Genomic DNA, 19,356 nt, shown 5'->3' with positions numbered 1-19,356 from the left:
TTCACACAAGCAGGCTCTGCCGCGACCGGGGCTGGTTATCGGAGCAATTCCGCGAACTCCCCGGGCCGGGTGGCCGGCCACCAGTGGCCGCTGTTTACCCGGATCACGGTCAGATCGTCCACCCAGGACTCCAGCCCCTTCACCAGGGCCGGCGACAGGAACGGGTCCTTGACCGGCACCACCACCTGCACCGGCATCGTCACCCTGGCGCCCGGCGGCCAGTTGCGCGAAGAGAAGAAATTCGCGCGGTACAGGGCCAGGCCCCGAAGCGGATCATTGCCGACGTCGCGTTTGGCAACCCGTTCGTAGCGCCGGGTCAGGAACAGCCGCCACGCAGCCTCCGGCAGCACGGGAACCAGGAAGGCACCGACATACCAGCTGCGCAGCAGTTGACCGGCCAGCTCCGGCCAGGACCGCGGGTTCCGGAGACGTCCGCGCATCCAGTGGGAGAAGTGCCGCAGGTCCGGACCCGAGATGCTCGTGTACCGGCCGATGGGTCCGGCAGCGCGGGTATCCTGCACTACGGCCCAGCACTGGATCGACCCCCAGTCGTGGCCCACCAGGTGCACGTCCGAGGCACCCACCGCAGCAAGGACCGCGAAGAGGTCATCCGCCAGGGTCTTCAGGGTGAAATCGCCGGGAGTGCCGGCGACGGCGGATGCGCCGGCGTTCCGCGTGTCGAATGCCACCACGTGGTGCGTAGCCGCGAGCTTCCGGATGGCCGGAAGGAAAACCCGGTGGTCATCGGGATAGCCGTGGACCAGCACCAACGTGGGTACATCAGGTCCCGGTTCCCGGCCGTACTCGAACACAGCCAGCTCGGCTCCGGATGCGGCGACGGTGCGCCGGCGTTCCGACAGCGCCTCAATCGTCATGGCTTCCCCGTGATCAGGAGCTCGTGTGCGCCGAGCGTCGCGGCCCCCATCGATTCCACCACGGTCTTGGTGCGCTGGCGTGTGGAGGCGTCGGCTGCGGCACCGGCGCAGGGGCCCTGCGGAGCGTCGGATGCAACTGAGCACCACCGGTAGGGTGCCCGCACCATGACCGACGGCGCCCACCCCAGATCGGACGCGGCCCAGTTGCCGGCCGCGTCCTGGCTGAACTGGGCGCGCACCAGCAGGCCTTCGTTGTTCACCACATACGTCGGCGAGAGTTCGGTGATGCCATTGCCCAGGCCATAGACGATCCACGTGCCCTTGTACTGCTCGATCGGCAGCACCGAGTGGGTGTGGTGGCCGTAGATCATGGTGAACTCTCCGCTGTCCACGAGCGCATGGGCAGCGTCGCGTTGCTGGGCGTTGGGCACACTGGAGTACTCATCGCCTGCGTGCATGACGCCCAGCACGATCTCGGCCCCGAGCGCCCGGGCCTTCTTCGCCTTGGCGATCATCGCGGATGGATCGAGCATGTCCACCTGCCAGGGCTGTTCCGGGACCTGGCCGTTCAGCCCGTAGGTTCCCTCGATGACGGCGATCTTCGCCGCCGCCGTCTGCAGGATCATGATCCCTTGCGAGTCAGCCTCGGACCGGTAGGTGCCGGTGTGCTGCAGGCCGGCGGCATCGAGGGCGTCCAGGGTCCGGGTCAGGCCCGCGGTGCCGCGGTCGATGCTGTGGTTGCTGGCGGTGGTGCACGCCTGGTAGCCGACCATTTGCGCCGCGGAAATGATCTGCGGCGGAACGTTAAAGGACGGGTAGGCGGAGAAAGGTCCCGTGGGCCCGGCCACCGGGGTTTCCTGGTGGCAGATCGCGAGGTCGCTCTGGGCAATGTAGCTCCGCTGGCCTTCCAGCATCGGACCGAAGTCAAGGCCCTTGGCACCGGCCGCCAGGGCATCCGCACGCGCCTGCTCCCAGAGCTGCGCGTGGACCAGCATGTCGCCCGTGACCACCACGGAGGTGCAGCGGACGGCGCGGCATGCGGGCCCCTTGCCGGGGGTCGGTGCCGCCGCTGGCGTCGGATCAGAGGCGCCCGACGGCGACTGTGGCGCCGCCGCCGTCGACCCACCGGCCGCCGCCGTGCCGGAAGCCCCTGCACCTGCACCCGGAGTCTCTGCGCTGGACGGTCCGCTGCCGGCGGCCGGGGCGTTCGTCGGGCTGTTGTCCTGCCGCGCGATGGCCCCGCACGATGCCAACGCAGCCGCAAGCGTTGCTGCCGCGGCGGCTGCGAACAGCCGGCCGGGCAGCGTTGATTTGGTGTTCCCCATGCCGCCAATCCTACGGTGGCCCGTGTCACAACACGCTTAGCATTCCGTTGAGAACTCGGGCCTCACATGAAAGAGTTATTTCATGACCAATCCCCTTCTGAGCCCCAGCACACTGCCCTACGGGCTGCCCCCGTTCGCGGACATCGAAGACGCGCACTACGCCGAAGCCGTAGAGGCCGGCCTGGCCGGTCATCTTGCGGAAATCCAGGCGATCGTGGACCACCCGGAGCCGGCTTCCTTCGAGAACACCGCCCTGGCCATGGAAAGGTCCGGCCAGCTGCTGCAGCGTGCGGCCGCGTCTCTCTTCACGCTGGTCTCGGCCGACGCCTCCGAAACTATCCGCAATCTGGAGACGCAACTCTCCCCGCTCCTCTCCGCGCACCAGGACGCGGTGTACCTCAACCGCGGGCTCTTCGCCCGCTTCGCGGCGCTGGACTCCCAGGTCCTCGACCCCGAAGCGGCCCGGCTCGTGGACGAGTACCTCAAGGAGTTCCGCCAGTCCGGCATCTCGTTGGACGCGGCCGGCCAGGACCGGCTCAAGGAAGTCAACGCGGAGCTTTCGCGGCTGGGCACTGAATTCGGCCAGCGCGTCAAGGAAGGGATGAAGTCCGCTTCCCTGCTGCTGGACGACGCCGCCGACCTCGCCGGACTGCCCGCAGACGACGTCGCCTCCGCCGCTGAAGCCGCGCGGACCGCCGGGCACGAGGGCAAGTTCCTGCTCACGCTGATCCAGCCGAGCAACCAGCCGGCCCTCGCCGCACTCGAGGACCGGGACGTCCGCCGTCGCCTGTTCGAGGCATCGATCGGCCGCGGAAGCGGCGGCGGCAGCCTCGACGTCCTCGACCTCGTCAAGGACATGGTCCGCCTGCGTGCGGAAAAAGCCGGCCTGCTCGGCTTCGCCAACTTCGCCGAACTCACCGTGGACCTGCAGACAGCCCCCGACTTCGCAGCGGTACAGACCATGATGAACCGCCTCGCCCCCGCCGCCGTCCGGAATGCGGACGCCGAGGCCGAGGCACTGGCGGACATCGCCGGACACCCCCTCGAAGCCTGGGACTGGGCCTACTACTCGGCGAAGGTCAAGCGCGAGCGGTACGCCGTGGACGAGCAGGCCCTGCGCCCCTACTTCGAGCTGGACACCGTCCTCAACGACGGCGTGTTCTTTGCCGCCAATGCCCTGTACGGCATCACCTTCCACGAACGCACCGACCTCGCCGGCTATCACCCCGACGTCCGCGTCTGGGAAGTGAAGAATTCGGACGGCACCGACCTCGGCCTTTTCCTCGGCGACTACTACACGCGCGAATCCAAGCGCGGCGGTGCCTGGATGAACTCACTGGTGGAGCAGTCAGGGCTGCTGAACACCCGGCCCGTAGTCATCAACAACCTCAACATCTCCAAGCCGCCGGCCGGCGAGCCCACGCTGTTGACCCTGGACGAGCTCCGCACCACGTTCCACGAGTTCGGCCACGCCCTGCACGGCCTCTTTTCCTCGGTAACGTACCCGCGGTTCTCCGGGACAAACGTGCCGCGGGACTTCGTGGAGTACCCCTCGCAGGTCAACGAGATGTGGATCATGTGGCCGGAGGTCCTGGCGAACTACGCACGGCACTATGCCACCGGCGAGGCCCTGCCGCAGGAAACCGTCGACAAGCTCAACGCCGCGCAGCTCTGGGGCGAAGGCTTCGGGACCACCGAGTACCTCGGCGCAGCCCTCCTGGATCTCGCCTGGCACGTCCTGGACGGCACCGGGATCCCGGAGGACGCGCTGGAGTTCGAGGCCAAAGCCCTGGCCGCCGCCGGCGTCGCGCACAGCCTGATACCGCCGCGCTACCGCACCGGCTACTTCCAGCACATCTTTGCCGGCGGCTGGTATGCCGCCGGGTACTACTCCTATATCTGGAGCGAGGTGCTGGACGCCGACACTGTGGAGTGGTTCAAGGAGCACGGCGGCCTCAGCCGCGCCAACGGTGACTTCTTCCGGGCCGAGCTGCTTTCACGCGGCAACAGCCGGGACCCGCTGGAGTCCTTCCGCGCCTTCCGAGGCCGCGACGCGGACCTGGAACCCCTCCTCAAGCGCCGCGGCCTGGACTAACCCCCGTCGATTGCTCCGTAGCCGCCCTTTAGGAGCCTCATAAGGGCCGTTGCGGAGCAATCGACGGGGGTTAACGCACGACGGCGGCGGGTCACGAGAAAACGTGACCCGCCGCCGTCGCCGTTAAAGCCCAGGTTGGGTTACCAGCCGCGCTCGGCCAGGCGGTGCGGCTGCGGGATCTCGTCGACATTGATGCCGACCATGGCTTCGCCGAGGCCGCGGGAGGCCTTGGCGATCTCCTCCGGGTCGTCGAAGAACGTGGTGGCCTTCACGACGGCGGCGGCGCGCTGGGCGGGGTTGCCGGACTTGAAGATGCCGGAGCCGACGAAGACACCGTCGGCGCCGAGCTGCATCATCATCGCGGCGTCCGCCGGGGTGGCGATGCCGCCGGCGGTGAACAGGACCACCGGGAGCTTTCCGGTGGCGGCTACTTCCTTGACCAGTTCGTACGGTGCCTGCAGTTCCTTGGCGGCGACGTAGAGCTCGTCCTCGGCCATGCCGGCGAGCCGCTTGATCTCCGCACGGATCTGGCGCATGTGGGTGGTGGCGTTGGAGACGTCGCCGGTGCCGGCCTCGCCCTTGGAGCGGATCATCGCCGCGCCCTCGTTGATGCGGCGCAGGGCCTCACCAAGGTTCGTGGCGCCGCAGACGAAGGGAATCGTGAAGTTCCACTTGTCGATGTGGTTGGCGTAGTCGGCCGGGGTCAGGACCTCGGACTCATCAATGTAGTCCACCCCGAGGGTCTGGATGACCTGGGCCTCGACGAAGTGGCCGATCCGGACCTTCGCCATGACCGGGATGGACACGGCCGCGATGATCGCCTCGATCATGTCCGGATCCGACATCCGGGACACGCCGCCCTGGGCGCGGATGTCGGCGGGAACGCGTTCCAGCGCCATGACTGCCACGGCACCGGCGTCCTCGGCAATGAGGGCCTGCTCGACGTTAACGACGTCCATGATGACGCCGCCCTTGAGCATCTCCGCCATGCCGCGCTTGACGCGGTTGCTGCCCGTAACGCTCTTCGCGGACGCGCCGGCTTCGCTGCTTACATCTGGTGTAGACACAAAAACCCCTATGGGTAGATAGATGACCTCGCCGGGGTGCGGGCGGCAGGTATATACCGCCATTGCACACACCGGATTACCGGATCCATTGGCCGGTAAAGCTAATACTAGTCCCACGCCGCGACGCCGCTGAATTCCGGTTACAGCAGCCGAAACCCCCTCGGGAGAGCGGATTCACCGCGGCCGGCCAGGCACGAGCCGGCACGAGCCGCCGCGCTCAGGCGGCCTGTTCGGACGCGGTGCCTTCTGGCTCCTCAAGCGACTGCCGGTGGACCGCCATGATCCGCTGCACCGCGGTCACAAGGCTGGCCGCCGCCAGCAGGCACAGCGTCACGAACAGCACGACGCTCGGCAGTCCCAGGCCGGTGAAGCCGGTGACCACCAGCACGGACACGAGCCGCTCGGCGCGCTCGGCGATGCCCACGTTGGCGTGGAAGCCCAGGGCCTCGGCCTTGGCCCGGGCGTAGGAGACCACCATGCCCAGCACGAGACAGACGATCGCGGCAATCGCGATCGGCGTGTCCGCGCCTCCCGTGAAGAACCAGACCGCGACACCGGCGAACAGCGCGCCGTCGGCCACCCGGTCAAGGGTGGAGTCCAGGAAGTTGCCCCAGCGGCCGCCACGCTGCTGCATGCGGGCCATGATGCCGTCGACGACGTCCGAGAAGATGAACGCCGTGATGAAGATGGTGCCCCACCAGAGCTGCCCGAGGGGGTAGAAGACGAGGGCGCCGACCACCACACCAAGCGTGCCCACCACCGTGACGGCGTCCGGGGAGACGCCGATCCTCAACAGCCAGCGGGCAAGGGGGGAGAACAGTGCGGTGAAAAAGCCCCGCGCGTGCCTATTCAGCATCCGCATCCCCGGGATGTGCGCCGGCAGGTTCGTCCTGCCCGGCGTTCCCCTGTGCCGTCGTTTCCTGGGGCCAGGCGTCGGACACCTGCTGGCGGACTTCACCCAGGGTCTGGGTGATCGCCTTGGTCTGGGCGATGATGGGGAAGAAATTCCCGTCCCCGCCCCAGCGCGGCACCACGTGCTGGTGCAGGTGGCCTGCAATCCCGGCCCCGCCGGTGACTCCCTGGTTCATGCCCAGGTTGAAGCCGGTGGGGTTGGCGACCTTGCGCAGCACCCGCATGGCCGTCTGGGTCAGCTCGGCGAACTCCGCCGTTTCCTCCGCCGTCAGGTCCGTGTAGTCCGGGACGTGCCGGTACGGGCAGACCAGCAGGTGGCCCGGGTTGTACGGGAACAGGTTCAGGACCACGTAACTGGTCCGCCCGCGGTAGACGATCAGCGAATCCTCGTCCTCGCGTTCGGGCGCGACACAGAAGGGGCAGTCGTCCGGGTTCTTGAACTGGTGCTGGCCGCCCTTGATGTACGCCATCCGGTGCGGGGTCCACAGCCGCTGGAAAGCGTCCGGGACCCCCGCCAGGCCGAAGTCGTCTGTCACGGCGCCGTCGCCCGGATAGTCCGGACCCGCTGCTGTACTCTCCTGCACGCCTTGCCCTTCCGTATCCGCTAGCTGGTCCGGTTGCGGACGGCCTCGACGATCCGCTGGACGGCCTCGGCCACGGGCACGCCGTTGTCCTGGCTGCCGTCGCGGAACCGGAAGGAGACCGCGCCGGCCTCGGCGTCGTCTCCCCCGGCGATCAGCACGAACGGGATCTTGTCCTTGCTGGCTGTGCGGATCTTCTTCGGGAAACGGTCCGAGGAAATATCGACTTCGGCACGGATGCCCGCGGCCTTGAGCTGGTCCGCGACGTCGAACATGTAGTCGTTGAACGTCTCGGCGACCGGGATGCCGACCACCTGGACGGGGGCCAGCCAGGCCGGGAAGGCACCGGCGTAGTGCTCGGTCAGGACGCCCATGAAGCGTTCGATCGAGCCGAAGAGGGCGCGGTGGATCATGACGGGCCGCTGGCGGGTGCCGTCGGCGGCCTGGTATTCAAGCTCGAAGCGCTCGGGCAGGTTGAAGTCCAGCTGGATGGTGGACATCTGCCAGGTCCGGCCGATCGCGTCGCGGGCCTGGACCGAGATTTTGGGTCCGTAGAACGCGGCGCCGCCCGGATCCGGGACCAGGTCCAGACCGGAGGCTTCGGCGACCTCGGCCAGGGTCTGGGTGGCTTCCTCCCAGACCTCGTCCGAGCCCACGGACTTCTCCGGGTCCTTGGTGGAGAGTTCCAGGTAGAAATCGTTGAGCCCGTAATCCTTGAGCAGTCCGAGCACGAAGTTGAGCGTCTTGGTGAGCTCGTCCTTCATCTGCTCGCGGGTGCAGTAGATGTGGGCGTCATCCTGGGTCATGCCACGGACCCGGGTGAGTCCGTGCACGACGCCGGACTTCTCGTAGCGGTAGACGGAACCGAACTCGAACAGCCGCAGGGGCAGCTCCCGGTAGGACCGGCCGCGGGCGCGGAAGATCAGGTTGTGCATCGGGCAGTTCATCGGCTTGAGGTAGTAGTCCTGGCCGGGCTTGCGGACCGTGCCGTCCTCGTTGAGTTCCGCGTCAATGTGCATCGGGGGGAACATGCCGTCCCGGTACCAGTCCAGGTGGCCGGAAACCTCGTAGAGGTGGCCCTTGGTGATGTGCGGGGTGTAGACGAACTCGTAACCGGCGTCGACGTGGCGCTGGCGGGAGTAGTCCTCCATGGCTTTGCGGATGATGCCGCCCTTGGGGTGGAACACCGGCAGGCCGGAGCCCAGCTCATCCGGGAAGGAGAAAAGATCCAGTTCGGCGCCGAGCTTGCGGTGGTCGCGGCGCTCGGCCTCGGCGATCCGCTCCTGGTAGGCCTTGAGGGCCTCCTTGGTGGGCCACGCGGTCCCGTAGATGCGCTGGAGCTGCTTGTTCTTTTCGCTGCCCCGCCAATAGGCCGCCGAGGACCGGGTCAGGGCGAAGGCGTTGGAGATCAGCTTGGTGTTGGGCAGGTGCGGCCCGCGGCAGAGATCGCACCAGAGAACGGTGCCGTCCTTGCGCTCGACGTTGTCGTAAATGCTGAGCTCGCCGCCGCCCACTTCGACGGATGAGCCGTCGGCGTCGGAGCCGGCACCCTTGAGGCCGATCAGCTCAAGCTTGTAGGGCTCGTCCTTCATCGCCTCGCGGGCCTCGTCCTCGGAGACGACGCGGCGGACGAACTTCTGGTTCTGGTTGATGATCTTTTGCATCATCTTTTCGAGCTGGCGCAGGTCTTCCGGAGTGAACGGCTCCTCGACGTCGAAGTCGAAGTAGAAGCCGTCGGTGATGTACGGGCCGATGCCGAGCTTGGCATCGGGCCGCAGCTGCTGCACGGCCTGGGCCATGACATGGGCCGTGGAGTGGCGCAGGACGTCCAGGCCGTCCGGGGAGCCGATGGTGACGGCCTCCACCGTGGCGTCTTCGGGCAGCGGCTGGTCAAGGTCCTTCAACTCGCCGTTGACGCGGGCCACAACGACGTCGCGGCGCTCAAAGAAGAGTTCCGCGCCGGTGGTCCCGGTAGTCACCTTGGTCTCTTCGCCATCGACGAGAAGGGTGATCTGCTGGGCATCTGACACGGGTGTCTCCTATTCAATGTTTAGGCTTCGTAGCTTGTGGCGTACGGGGACCACAGCCAGCCTCGTCCATGCTATCGGTTTCTTCGGGGCCGCCCAACGCACGACGGCGGCGCGGCGCCGCCGTGCGTTGGGCGGCCCCGGCGGGCCCCCGCGGTACCGCGCGGTACCGCGGTTCAGCCGCCCAGCCCGGTGATGGCCAGATTCCGGCTGATCCCGTCCAGCGGGCCCGCCGGCTCCGCCTCCCGGCTCGCAGACGCACCGGCCGCCGGTTCCGGGAACGGCAGGGTCCCGGTGCGGCTGAGGTCCCAGGCCATGCTGGCACTGATGCTGATCCCCCGGGGTCCGGTCCGGCGGGTGGTGCCGCGGATCAGCAGCAGCCGGGTGCCGAACAGCAGGGGCCCGGCCAGCTCCTGGGCCTCGTGGAAGAAGACAGAGTCCACGCAGCCCGTGCCGTCGTCGACACTGATGAACACCACCCGGCGCCCTCCCCGCATGGGCGGCGTCTGGGTGGCAACCCGGACCCCGGCCACCAGCACCTCGGTGCCGTTGCGCAGCCCCAGCAGCTTGTCCGCGGTGGTCACGCCAAGCCGGTCCAGCAGGGGGCGGTGGCTGGTCATCAGGTGTTCGCTGACGTCCACCGCCATCAGGTCCAGTTCCGCCCGGACGTTGTCCACCATGCTGGGCGCGGGCAGCACCGCCTTCAGGTTCTTCAGCTCGAGGTCCCCCAGCGGCAGGGCCAGCTGGCCGTCAATGATCTCCATGCCCTTCCGCTGCGGGCGGTGCTGCAGGTCCTGCAGGTGCTGGACCAGGTCCGCACGGTTGGCCGTTCCGCCGGCGGCCCGGTGCAGGGAGTCGAAGGCGCCCAGCTGGGCCAGCCGTTTGATGCTCGGCTTGCTGAGCCGGGACCGTGCGCGCAGGTCCGCCAGCGAGTCATAGGGCTGGCCCGCCACAATCCTCTTCAGCTCGGCGCCGGAGAGCCCGTAGATGCCGTTGAGGCTCAGCCGGATGCCCAGTTTGCCCCGGTCCGGGCCGGCGGGGACCCGCTCCACCCGGTACTCCGCCTGGCTCCGGTTGATGTCCAGGGGAAGGATGGGGATCCCCAGCCGCCGCGCCTCGGCCACCAGCAGGCGTTTGGGGTACATGCCGGGATCGTGTTCCCACAGCCCGGCCAGGAACGCCTCCGGGTGGTGGGTCTTCAGCCACGCCGACTGGTACGTAGGCACGGCAAAGGCGGCCCCGTGGGCCTTGCAGAACCCGAAGCTGCCGAAGGCCTTCAGGGTGCCCCAGACTTTGTCCACCACCTCCGGGGTGTAGTTCCTGGCCCGGGCCTCCTTCCGGAAGAACTCCTCCACCCTTCCTTCCAGCACCTCGTTGCCCAGCGCACGGCGGAACTCATCGGCCCTCGCCAGCCCGCACCCGGTCATGACATCGAAGGTCTTCAGGATCTGCTCGTGGAAAACCGTCACGCCGTGGGTCTCCTCGAGCACCGGTTTGAGGTCCGGGTGCGGGTAGACCTCGGGGGCGAAACCGTGCCGGTGTTCCAGGAAGGGCCGGACCATGTCCGATTTCATCGGCCCCGGCCGGAACAGCGAGATGTCGATGATGAGGTCGTTGAACTCCCGCGGCGCCAGCTTGCCGATCAGTTCGCGCTGGCCCGGGGATTCGATCTGGAAACAGCCCAGGGTGTGCGTGCTCCGGATGAGCTCGTACGTGGGTTCGTCGTCGAGCGGGACGGCGTTGAGATCAATGTGTCCGTCCTCTGAAATGTAGTCCGGTCCGGTGCCCTCCGGTCCGGCCGGATGCGCGCCGGCTGCGACCACTTCGGCCTTGGAGGGGTGGAGCCGGATGACCTCCCGGACGGCGAAGGCCATGGCGCTCTGCATCCGGACCCCCAGCACATCGAGTTTGAGCATCCCCATGGGGTCCATGTCGTGCTTGTCGAACTGGCTCATGGGCAGGCCCAGGCCGCTGGGCTGGACGGGGGTGCGGTCCAGCAGGGTGGCATCGCCCAGGATGACGCCGCACGGGTGCATGGAGATGTGCCGGGGCAGCCGGTCCAGCCGTTCCGTGAGGTCCACCAGCAGATCCAGCTGCTGGTTCCCGGTGAAGTCGCGCTGCTCCACCCGTCCCGCGAATTCCCGCAGCTCCGGCTTCTCCACCAGGGCCTCACGGAAATTCCGGGCCGAGAACCGCCACAGCTGCTTGGCGATCTCGCCGATCTCCCCGTCGTCCATGCCCAGCGCCAGGCCGGCGTCGCGCACGGCACCGCGAGCGCGGTAGCCGTTCTGCATGCTCATGAGCGTGACGCGTTCGGCCCCGAAGCGCTCAAAGATCTTCCGGTAGACGTTGTGCCGTTCGGCGCTTTCGACGTCGATGTCGATATCCGGCAACGTGGCACGGTCGCGGGAGAGGAAGCGTTCGAAGATGAGGTCGTGCTGGAGCGGGTTCACCTGGCTGACGTCGATCAGATAGTTGACCAGGCTGGAGGCGCCGGAGCCGCGGGCGGCTGCCCGGACACCCATGTCCAGGATCATCCGCGAGACCTCGGCGACAGTCAGGAAATAGGCGGCGAAGCCCAGGCTGTCGATGATCCGCAGTTCGTGCCCCAGCCGGGCACGCAGCTGTTCTTCCGGCTTTCCGGCGATGCCCGGGAACCGCCGGCCGATTCCGGCCTCACAGCGCAGGGTCAGCTCCACGAGGGGATCCCCGGCGATGCCGATCACGGAGGTTTCCGGGACCACGGGCTGCTTCCACCCCATGTCCGTGACCGGGTCAATCCGGCAGCGGTCCGCGAGCGCCTCGGTCTGGGCCATTAGCCGTTTGAGGTCAGCGGTGCCGTATCCGGCGGCATGCATGATTTCCTTGCCCAGCTGCAGCATCTGTACCGACGATTTGAGCCAGCCCTGCCCGTTGGGCTGCAGCAGCGGGGCGGCGGAGAGCTCGGGGAGCGATTTCAGGGTCCGGGCGGAGTCCAGCACGTCCGCCGTTGCCGCGCCGTCCTCGGCGACATACCGCACGGCGTTGCTCAGTACGGCGGGCACTGCGTGTTCCGCGGCGAGTTTGAGCATGCGCACGGCATGGGCCGTGCTGAGCGGTTCCCCCGGCGGGCTGAGCTGGGAGACGACCTCCGCCGCCACGGTGCCCGGCGGCATGGCGTCGAGCCAGCGTTTGAACAGGGTGCGGGGCCGCAGGTACCGCCGCCCGCCCATGGCACGTCCGACGTCGGAGTCCGGCCCGATCAGTACGGTCAGCACCGGCTTCAGCGTCTCCGGGTGCAGCGTGCGGGAGGCCAGTTCCGCCCGGGTCACGGCAACCGGCACCGCTCCCTGCGCCTTACCCGTGGTGCGGGCATGGGCGTCGGAGATCAGCCTGCACAGCGCGCGGTAGCCGGCGCCGCCGGTGTGCCCGTGCGCCAGGACGACGACGCGTCCGCCCACCTGGGTGCGGAGGTCGCCGTCGTCGTCAAAGACCGCAAGGTCGACCCCGACAATCGGATCCAGCCCGGCCGCCATGCAGGCCTTCAGGTGCTTGACCGTCCCGTAGAGCCCGTCACGGTCCGTGCAGGCGAGCGCGGTGGCGCCGTCGGCCGCGGCGGCGCTGGCCAGTTCATCCGGCCAGGAGACCCCGTAGTGGGCGCTGAAGGCGGTGGCAACGTGGAGATGGGTGAAACTCATGCTGTCTTGGGCTTCCGGAGGGGCTGCAGGGCGTCGTGGATCCTCAGCAACCGCCAGCGGCCGCTGCCGAGATGCCGGGTCAGGTCAAGGGTGAGCATGTCCTCCGGGGATGCATCAGCCAGGCGGACCTGGACCCGCCAGATCTCGTGGTCGACCAGCCCCGGACCGCTCCCCAGGGGAGCCCGGCTTTCCTCCGCCCACCACTGGCGGCGCTCGTACCAGCGGACCGGGTCCGCGCACACGGTGTAGTGGCGGCCTGCCCAGTCAAGCTTCACAGGCATGCCGGAGGGCGTGCAGACGACGTCGACCGACTCGCTGAACATGCCCATAGTGCCTCCCGGACCACCGCGCAAACAATCCGCGCAAAATCACTATTCGAACATATCTTCGAACAAGTCCAGTCTACGACGGGGCCGGGGCAAAACCTAGGTCAGGGGTGGACGGACGGGAGCGCAGAGAGCAGGATTGAGCCATGAGTTCCCATAACGCACTCCTCAAGCACGTCAGCATCGCCGCCAAGGACATCGCCCTGGTGGCGAAGTTCGATATAGACGGAAATATTCCGGGCCAGGGCGCCTACGTAGTGGGCCTCGTGGCGGCAACGCCGGACCATTCCCACCAGCGCAGGATGGGGATCGAATTCATGAACGGCGAGGCCGTGTCCTTCTACTGCTTCAGCCATGACGGCACGGAGGAGAACTTTGACCTCAAGGGTGTGGAGCATTCGGGGAACACCATCACCGGCCACTTCCCCCTGAGCACGGTGATGGGACTGTCCAAGGGACACCTCATGACCGCTTTCAGCGACTGCGACGGCCGGGACTTCCAGGCGAATGTGCCGGTGGAGGAAGCCCTCTAAAGCCTAAAGCCGCGGGACCTAACTGCTGGCTTTGTACACTTCCAGTTCCAGCGTGGTGAAGGCATCCACCATGGCGCGGTAGGTCTTCTCGACGATGTCGGGATCGATGTCCTTTTTCTCCGCGGTCGCGCGGACATGCTCGATAACGCGCTCAACCCGCCCCGGCGCCCGCACCTGGGCGCTGTCCTCCTTGAGGGTCCCGGCGATCCGGATGAGGCGTTCACGGCGACCGATCAGCATGACAATCTGCTCATCCACCTCGTCAACGGCCACACGCACGGCGGCGAGCTGCTCCTTGTCGGCCTGGGCGTTCTTGTCGTCTCCGTGATTTGTGGACATGACCATGACAGTATCTAAAGATGCAGCCACGAGTCGACTTAATTTCACTGGGTGTCCGCAGTGTCGACGCCTCACGCAGCTTCTACGTTGACGGCCTCGGCTGGCGGGTCCACCGGGAAGTTCCGGGCCAGGTGCTCTTCCTCCAGGTCAATCACGGCCTGCTCCTCTCGCTCTGGGACGCCGGACAGATGCAGGCCGAGGCCGGGACCGGCAGCCCTGCCGGCATTCCGTGCATCACGCTGAGCCACAACCTGGCCAGCACGGCGGAAGTCGACTGGGTCATGGCCGAGGCCGAAGCGGCCGGCGCCACCATCGTCTCTGCCCCCAGGACCCAGCCCTGGGGCGGCTACACGGGGTATTTTGCCGATCCCGACGGCTTCCGCTGGGAAGTGGCCTTCAACCCCTCGTGGGCGGTCGACGACGGCGGTACAGTCACGCTCTGAACGGAGCCTCTGCTGAGCGGGCGGGGCAGCCGGAGCCCTAGAAGAGGCTCCCGACCGGCTGGATGAGTTCCGGGGAATCGTTCTTGACGTTCCCGACGGCGGTGCCGACGGCGTCAATCGTCCAGCCCTCCGCGACGTCGTGCGCGCCGGCGCGGACCAGGTCCACGAGAGCGGCAGCGTCATCGACGTGCGGGTCCAGCCAGGCCTGCATGGTCTCCCGGTCCATCGGCAGCGGCACCCGGTCGTGCAGGGCAGTCAGTTCCGCCAGCATGCCCCCGGCGTAGCCTTCCGGCGGCGAGTCCGTGGTCATGATCGACGTCGACAGCATCCACCGCTCCGGGTCGCCCTCGGCCTTGGCGGGATCCTTCCACCACTCGTACAGTCCGGCAAAGACCATGGGGTGCTCATCCTTGGGGTGCACGTAGTACGGCTGCTTGCCGCGGCCCTCGCCCTTCCACTCGTAGTAGCCGTCGGCCGGGACGGCACAGCGCCGGGCCCGCGCGGCCTTCCGGAACGCCGGCTTCTCCAGGACACTCTCGCTGCGGGCGTTGATCATCCTGGAACCGATACCCGGGTCCTTGGCCCAGGAGGGCACCAGCCCCCAGCGCGCAAGGTGCAGCTGCCGGACCGGGGATCCGTCCACCAGCCGTTCCAGCAGGATCGGCACATCCGCGGTCGGGGCCACATTCCACGACGGCGGAATCACGACCTCATCCTCCAGCCCAGCGTCGAACTCGGCCAGCAGGTCCCCGACGGCCCGCGCCATCACGTAGCGTCCACACATGCCCCCAGCATGCCACCGCGGGCAGAGTGTGTCATCAAGAACCGCCCCTGCGCCGCGTCCCTCCGATCCCCGGGCCGCCGTCGGCCCTGCGGGAATAGCGGTGCGCAGGTTACGGTTATTGAGAGTGACGTCTGGCTTTATGCCGGCCACTACAGTCGGCCCACACTGCCGACCAGCATTGTCAACCAGCTTTGAGGAGAACTTCGTGGACTTCACCCCCGAATCCGGAACCATCACCATGTTTTCGACCACTTGGTGCGGCTACTGCAACCGCCTGAAGAAGCAGCTGGACGCCCAGGGCATCGGGTACACCGAGATCAACATCGAAGAAGTTGAAGGCACCGCAGATCTCGTGGAGCAGCTCAACGGAGGCAACCGCACCGTCCCCACCGTGCTGTTCCCGGACGGCACCGCCGCCACCAACCCCTCGGCAGCAGAGGTCAAGAGCCGGCTCGCCGCCTGAGGCCCTTTGCTTTAGCCCGGTCAGGACAACCATCCACGACGGCGCGGCCTCCCCAGGGCCGCGCCGTACCGCGTTCCGCGAGACGTACAAAGGGAGCTACCTCCATGGTCCACAAAGTCAAAGGCGCAGTAGTCCGTTCCAAGAACGCCCCCGTCACCCTGGAGACGATCCTGGTGCCGGACCCGGGCCCCGGCGAAGCCCTGGTGGACATCCTCACCTGCGGTGTCTGCCACACCGACCTGCACTACAAGCAGGGCGCCATCAATGATGAGTTCCCGTTCCTGCTGGGGCACGAGGCCACCGGCGTCGTCAGCGCCGTGGGACCGGGCGTCACCGAGGTGGCTCCCGGCGACCGCGTCGTCCTGAACTGGCGCGCCGTCTGCGGCGAGTGCCGGGCCTGCCGCCGAGGCAAGCCGCAGTACTGCTTCAACACCCACAACGCCACGCAGAAAATGACCCTCGAGGACGGCACCGAACTGACAGCCGCCCTGGGCATCGGCGCGTTCGCCGAAAAGACGCTCGTCGCCGCCGGCCAGTGCACCAAGGTGGACCCCGACGCCGATCCCGCCGCGATCGGCCTGCTCGGCTGCGGCGTCATGGCCGGACTCGGCGCCGCCATCAACACCGGCAAGGTCACGCGCGGCGATTCCGTCGCCGTCATCGGCTGCGGCGGCGTGGGCACGGCTGCCGTCGCCGGCGCAGCGCTCGCCGGCGCCACCACCGTGATCGCGGTCGACATCGACGCAAAGAAGCTCGAACGCGCCAGGGAACTCGGCGCCACCCACACCGTGGATTCCTCCGCCGTCGATCCTGTCGAGGCAATCCGGGAACTCACCGGCGGCTTCGGCGCTGACGTCGTGATCGACGCCGTCGGACGCCCCGAGACTTACAAGCAGGCCTTCTACGCCCGCGACCTCGCCGGCACCGTGGTTCTGGTGGGCGTCCCCAGCCCTGAGATGACCCTGGAACTGCCGCTGCTGGACGTGTTCGGCCGCGGCGGCTCGCTGAAGTCCTCCTGGTACGGGGACTGCCTGCCCTCCCGCGATTTCCCGATGCTGATCGACCTCTACCGGCAGGGCAAGCTGGACCTCGACGCCTTCGTAACGGAACGCATCACCATCGACCGGATTGAGGAAGCCTTCGGGAAGATGCACGCCGGCTCGGTGCTGCGCTCGGTGGTCGAGCTGTGAGCGCCGGTTCCGGAAACGCCCTGCGGATCGACCAGCTGGTCACCTCCGGTGCCTTTTCGCTGGACGGCGGAACGTGGGACGTCGAGAACAACGTGTGGATCATCGGCAACGACGCGGAATGCGTCATCATCGACCCGGCGCACGACGCCGCAGCGGTTGCGGCCGCCGTCGCCGGCCGCAAGGTCACGGCGATCCTCCTGACGCACGGGCACGATGACCACATCGGCGCCGTCGGCGAGGTCCGCGCCCTCGTCAACGCCCCCGTGTACCTGAACCGGGACGACTGGATGCTGTGGGAACGGGTCTTCCCGGGTACCGAGCCGGACCATGCCATCGCGGACGGGGACACCTTCGACGTCGCGGGCGCCCGCATCGTGGCCCTGCACACGCCGGGGCACTCACCCGGGTCCGTGAGCTTCTCCCTGGACAGCGAGGGCACCGTCTTCACTGGCGACACCCTGTTCCAGGGCGGCCCGGGAGCGACCGGCCGGTCCTTCAGCGACTTCCCCACCATCGTCGCGTCCATCAAGGACCGGCTGCTCACGCTCCCCCCGGACACCGTGGTGCGCACCGGGCACGGGGACCCGACGACGGTCGGCGCCGAGGCGCCGCACCTTGCGGAATGGATCGCACGGGGGCACTAGGAACCAGCCGTCACAGGAGGAAGGCCGGGCACCACAGGTGTCCGGCCTTCCTCCTTCTCATTGCCCTTCTCAGCCGCGCAGGCTGCCGAAGTCGCCGTAGTCCAAGGTTGCGTAGCGGGCGTAGGTGCCGATCACGGCAGCCTCGATGGCATCCACGTCCAGGTGCGGGACGAGATCGTTGACCGCTCCCGCCGTCGCCGGATCCCACTCCAGGCCCAGGGCCGCGTAGCTGGCCTCCAGCACGGCTTTGATCGGCGCGGAGTTCTCCACCACGATCACGGAGCTGAACAGCCAGCCGCCGGAGACGACGCGCTGGGCGGTGCCGATCAGCTTGACCCGGCGCGCCGGCACGGCCGGGTCCGTGCCGTGGACGCTGAATTCGCCGGGGCAGTATTCCCCGGGAATTTCGCCCACGCCGGCGTCGACACCGGCGGTGCGCAGCGCCTGCGCCAGCAGCTCGCCGAAGAAGGAGAAACGTCCCTTGGCTCCGGCGATCGCGTCCGCGTCCGGTTCCACGTGATCGATGACGAGGGTTCCCTCGTGGTAGGCCGCGGCGCGGCCGCCAGCCTTGCGGACCAGCGGTTCAAATCCCAGTTCGCGGCAGGCCCGCGCCGCTGCGTCGAAGCCTGGCAGATGGGTGTCGCGCTGGCCGAAGGCCACGGTGGGAGCGGGACGGTAGAGCCGCAGGGCCGGTCCCACCCCGCCGGTCTTCACCCGCTGGAGCAGTTCCAGGGCGAAGTCCAGGTCTGCGGACGCGCCGAGCGATTTCTCCTGCCGGACAACCGTCAGTGTCCGGGGTCCGGCCGCCTGCTGCATGTTGTTATGCTCCCTTATGGTCATCTTGCAGTTCCTGGTCGTCGCCGCCGCGTTCGCCATCATCGATTCCGTCTGGCTCAAGACGATGAGCAAGTTCTATCGGAGCCACTTGGGTCACCTCATGGCGGACAAGCCCCATCTAGGCTACGCCGTCGTCTTCTACGTGCTGTACATCGCCGGGATCGTCTTCTTCGCCCTCCAGCCGGCGCTCGACGGCGGCAGCTGGCTCACCGCGCTCGGCTACGGCGCGGCACTGGGAACGTTCGCCTACGCCACGTATGACCTCACGAACGCCGCGACGCTGAAGAACTGGCCGCTCGCGATCGTGGTGGCGGACATCCTGTGGGGCGCGTTCCTGACCGGCCTGGCCACGGTGGCCGGCTGGCTCGTGTTCCACTAGCGCTGTCATGGCGCCCGCGCGGCTACCGCCGGCCGGGCCGGCTGAGTCCTAGGACTTCCGCAGCGTCAAAATCTGTTCGGCCCGCCCGAACGGCCCCTGCAGATCGTGCAGCACGGTGGAGGTCAGCCCGATCCCGTCAGTACCGAAAGACACCTCGTTGTCCAGCCCCAGCCACTCTCCTTCGGGCCGGCGGTACATGTGGATTTGAAGATCCAGGTTCGGGAACGCGTAGCTGCCCTTGCCCGGAGGAACGCGGGCTGCGATGCCGTTGGCGGTATCCACCAGGCCGACCAGCCGGGCGAGGTCGCCGCTGTCGTCCTTGTCAGTCAGCGGGTGGTCCGTGTGCAGCCAGACCGTGCCGGAGCCGGCACGGTGGCCTTCCGCGATCCGCATCTGCAGCGAAGCGATGTAGCCGCCCGGCCACACACTCGCGGCATCGTACGGTTCGCACTTCTCCGGCACCGGAATCCCGGGGTCCTCGAAGGCGGCGATGGCGGAGGTGTCGGCGGTAATCATGCGCCAGGCTGTGGCGCGGATGGCGACGCGGCCGCCTGCCACGAGCTCGGCCTGCAACAGCTCGATGGTCCGGCCGGGGCGCAGCGTCGTGGTGGTGACTTCAAACTCGCCGCCGGGGATGAGGCCGAGGATCTCATAGCTGAGGCGCGCCATGCGCATGTCCTCGCGGGGTTCGTGCCGGGCCAGGCGGTCGGCCATGATGCCCGACGCGGGGGCCATGTGCTGCTCGTGCTCGTTCCAGGCGCCCTGGGCGTGGATGGTGGAGCGGAACCGCCCCGCCCCCAGCACCTCGTAGTAAAAATCGCCCTCGGCCAGAACAGGTAGTTCAGCAGTCAACGTCGAC

The 19,356-nt window shown here is 67.8% G+C and carries 19 protein-coding genes; 7 read left to right on the top strand and 12 right to left on the bottom strand.

Features of this window, described 5'->3' with window-relative positions; translation table 11 throughout:
* Positions 1-35: 35 nt before the first annotated feature.
* Positions 36-875 carry an alpha/beta fold hydrolase gene (locus tag AC1DES_RS14870; RefSeq protein ID WP_476896477.1) on the bottom strand — a complete coding sequence of 280 codons (840 nt, stop codon included), beginning with the start codon at positions 873-875 and terminating at the stop codon, positions 36-38.
* Positions 872-2,200 (bottom strand): CapA family protein, encoded by a 1,329-nt coding sequence (locus tag AC1DES_RS14865; protein ID WP_476896476.1) that lies wholly within the window; start codon positions 2,198-2,200, stop codon positions 872-874. Before AC1DES_RS14865 ends, AC1DES_RS14870 begins: the two co-directional genes overlap by 4 nt.
* Positions 2,201-2,282: 82 nt before the next feature.
* On the opposite strand from AC1DES_RS14865, the gene AC1DES_RS14860 reads away from it, so the two are divergent.
* Positions 2,283-4,295, top strand: coding sequence for a M3 family metallopeptidase (locus AC1DES_RS14860; RefSeq protein WP_476896475.1), 2,013 nt, complete (start codon positions 2,283-2,285; stop codon positions 4,293-4,295).
* Positions 4,296-4,435: 140 nt separating this feature from the next.
* On the opposite strand, the gene pdxS is transcribed toward AC1DES_RS14860, so the two are convergent.
* From pdxS to AC1DES_RS14830, 6 genes are all read right to left on the bottom strand, one after another.
* A complete protein-coding gene (gene pdxS, locus AC1DES_RS14855; RefSeq protein ID WP_476896474.1) occupies positions 4,436-5,362 on the bottom strand; it encodes a pyridoxal 5'-phosphate synthase lyase subunit PdxS in 927 nt (308 codons plus the stop codon).
* A 217-nt stretch (positions 5,363-5,579) separates the two neighbouring features.
* Positions 5,580-6,218, bottom strand: coding sequence for a phosphatidylinositol phosphate synthase (gene pgsA, locus AC1DES_RS14850; protein ID WP_476896473.1), 639 nt, complete (start codon positions 6,216-6,218; stop codon positions 5,580-5,582).
* Positions 6,208-6,858: an HIT family protein gene (locus tag AC1DES_RS14845; protein WP_476896472.1), complete on the bottom strand. Its 651-nt coding sequence runs from the start codon at positions 6,856-6,858 to the stop codon at positions 6,208-6,210. The genes pgsA and AC1DES_RS14845 overlap by 11 nt, the downstream gene beginning before the upstream one ends.
* A 20-nt stretch (positions 6,859-6,878) precedes the next feature.
* Positions 6,879-8,885: a threonine--tRNA ligase gene (gene thrS, locus AC1DES_RS14840; RefSeq protein WP_476896471.1), complete on the bottom strand. Its 2,007-nt coding sequence runs from the start codon at positions 8,883-8,885 to the stop codon at positions 6,879-6,881.
* 173 nt (positions 8,886-9,058) lie between these two features.
* Positions 9,059-12,559: a DNA polymerase III subunit alpha gene (locus AC1DES_RS14835; protein WP_476896470.1), complete on the bottom strand. Its 3,501-nt coding sequence runs from the start codon at positions 12,557-12,559 to the stop codon at positions 9,059-9,061.
* Positions 12,556-12,888, bottom strand: a complete 333-nt coding sequence (locus AC1DES_RS14830) for a DUF6504 family protein (protein WP_476896469.1) — start codon at positions 12,886-12,888, stop codon at positions 12,556-12,558. The genes AC1DES_RS14835 and AC1DES_RS14830 overlap by 4 nt, the downstream gene beginning before the upstream one ends.
* 143 nt (positions 12,889-13,031) lie before the next feature.
* Between AC1DES_RS14830 and AC1DES_RS14825 the strand changes: the two genes are divergently transcribed.
* Entirely contained in the window at positions 13,032-13,418 is a 387-nt protein-coding gene (locus tag AC1DES_RS14825) for a hypothetical protein (RefSeq protein ID WP_476896468.1), read from the top strand.
* 18 nt (positions 13,419-13,436) lie between these two features.
* Here AC1DES_RS14825 and AC1DES_RS14820 read toward each other — a convergent pair whose 3' ends face one another.
* Positions 13,437-13,763, bottom strand: coding sequence for a chorismate mutase (locus tag AC1DES_RS14820; protein WP_476896503.1), 327 nt, complete (start codon positions 13,761-13,763; stop codon positions 13,437-13,439).
* A gap of 14 nt (positions 13,764-13,777) precedes the next feature.
* On the opposite strand from AC1DES_RS14820, the gene AC1DES_RS14815 reads away from it, so the two are divergent.
* Complete coding sequence (locus tag AC1DES_RS14815) at positions 13,778-14,200, top strand: VOC family protein (RefSeq protein WP_476896467.1); 423 nt, start codon at positions 13,778-13,780, stop codon at positions 14,198-14,200.
* Positions 14,201-14,237: 37 nt separating this feature from the next.
* Here the strand turns inward: AC1DES_RS14815 and AC1DES_RS14810 are convergent, their stop codons facing one another.
* A complete protein-coding gene (locus AC1DES_RS14810) occupies positions 14,238-14,984 on the bottom strand; it encodes an SOS response-associated peptidase (RefSeq protein WP_476896466.1) in 747 nt (248 codons plus the stop codon).
* A 205-nt stretch (positions 14,985-15,189) separates the two neighbouring features.
* Between AC1DES_RS14810 and AC1DES_RS14805 the strand changes: the two genes are divergently transcribed.
* From AC1DES_RS14805 to AC1DES_RS14795, 3 genes are all read left to right on the top strand, one after another.
* The gene (locus AC1DES_RS14805) at positions 15,190-15,447 is read left to right on the top strand and encodes a mycoredoxin (RefSeq protein WP_011692168.1); all 258 of its coding nucleotides are present in this window, start codon (positions 15,190-15,192) and stop codon (positions 15,445-15,447) included.
* 104 nt (positions 15,448-15,551) lie between these two features.
* Positions 15,552-16,637 (top strand): S-(hydroxymethyl)mycothiol dehydrogenase, encoded by a 1,086-nt coding sequence (locus AC1DES_RS14800; RefSeq protein ID WP_476896465.1) that lies wholly within the window; start codon positions 15,552-15,554, stop codon positions 16,635-16,637.
* A complete protein-coding gene (locus AC1DES_RS14795; protein WP_476896464.1) occupies positions 16,634-17,281 on the top strand; it encodes an MBL fold metallo-hydrolase in 648 nt (215 codons plus the stop codon). The genes AC1DES_RS14800 and AC1DES_RS14795 overlap by 4 nt, the downstream gene beginning before the upstream one ends.
* Before the next feature lie 69 nt (positions 17,282-17,350).
* Here AC1DES_RS14795 and AC1DES_RS14790 read toward each other — a convergent pair whose 3' ends face one another.
* Positions 17,351-18,121, bottom strand: coding sequence for a lipoate--protein ligase family protein (locus AC1DES_RS14790; RefSeq protein ID WP_476896463.1), 771 nt, complete (start codon positions 18,119-18,121; stop codon positions 17,351-17,353).
* Here AC1DES_RS14790 and AC1DES_RS14785 point away from each other — a divergent pair.
* On the top strand, positions 18,114-18,497 hold the full coding sequence (locus AC1DES_RS14785; protein WP_476896462.1) for a DUF2177 family protein: 384 nt from the start codon (positions 18,114-18,116) through the stop codon (positions 18,495-18,497). The two genes, AC1DES_RS14790 and AC1DES_RS14785, sit on opposite strands and share 8 nt — an antisense overlap.
* 48 nt (positions 18,498-18,545) lie before the next feature.
* Here AC1DES_RS14785 and AC1DES_RS14780 read toward each other — a convergent pair whose 3' ends face one another.
* The gene (locus AC1DES_RS14780; protein ID WP_476896461.1) at positions 18,546-19,349 is read right to left on the bottom strand and encodes a thioesterase family protein; all 804 of its coding nucleotides are present in this window, start codon (positions 19,347-19,349) and stop codon (positions 18,546-18,548) included.
* Positions 19,350-19,356: the final 7 nt, after the last annotated feature.

Source organism: Arthrobacter sp. 05T442, assembly GCF_056395945.1.
This window is presented reverse-complemented; position numbering and strand designations above follow the sequence as displayed.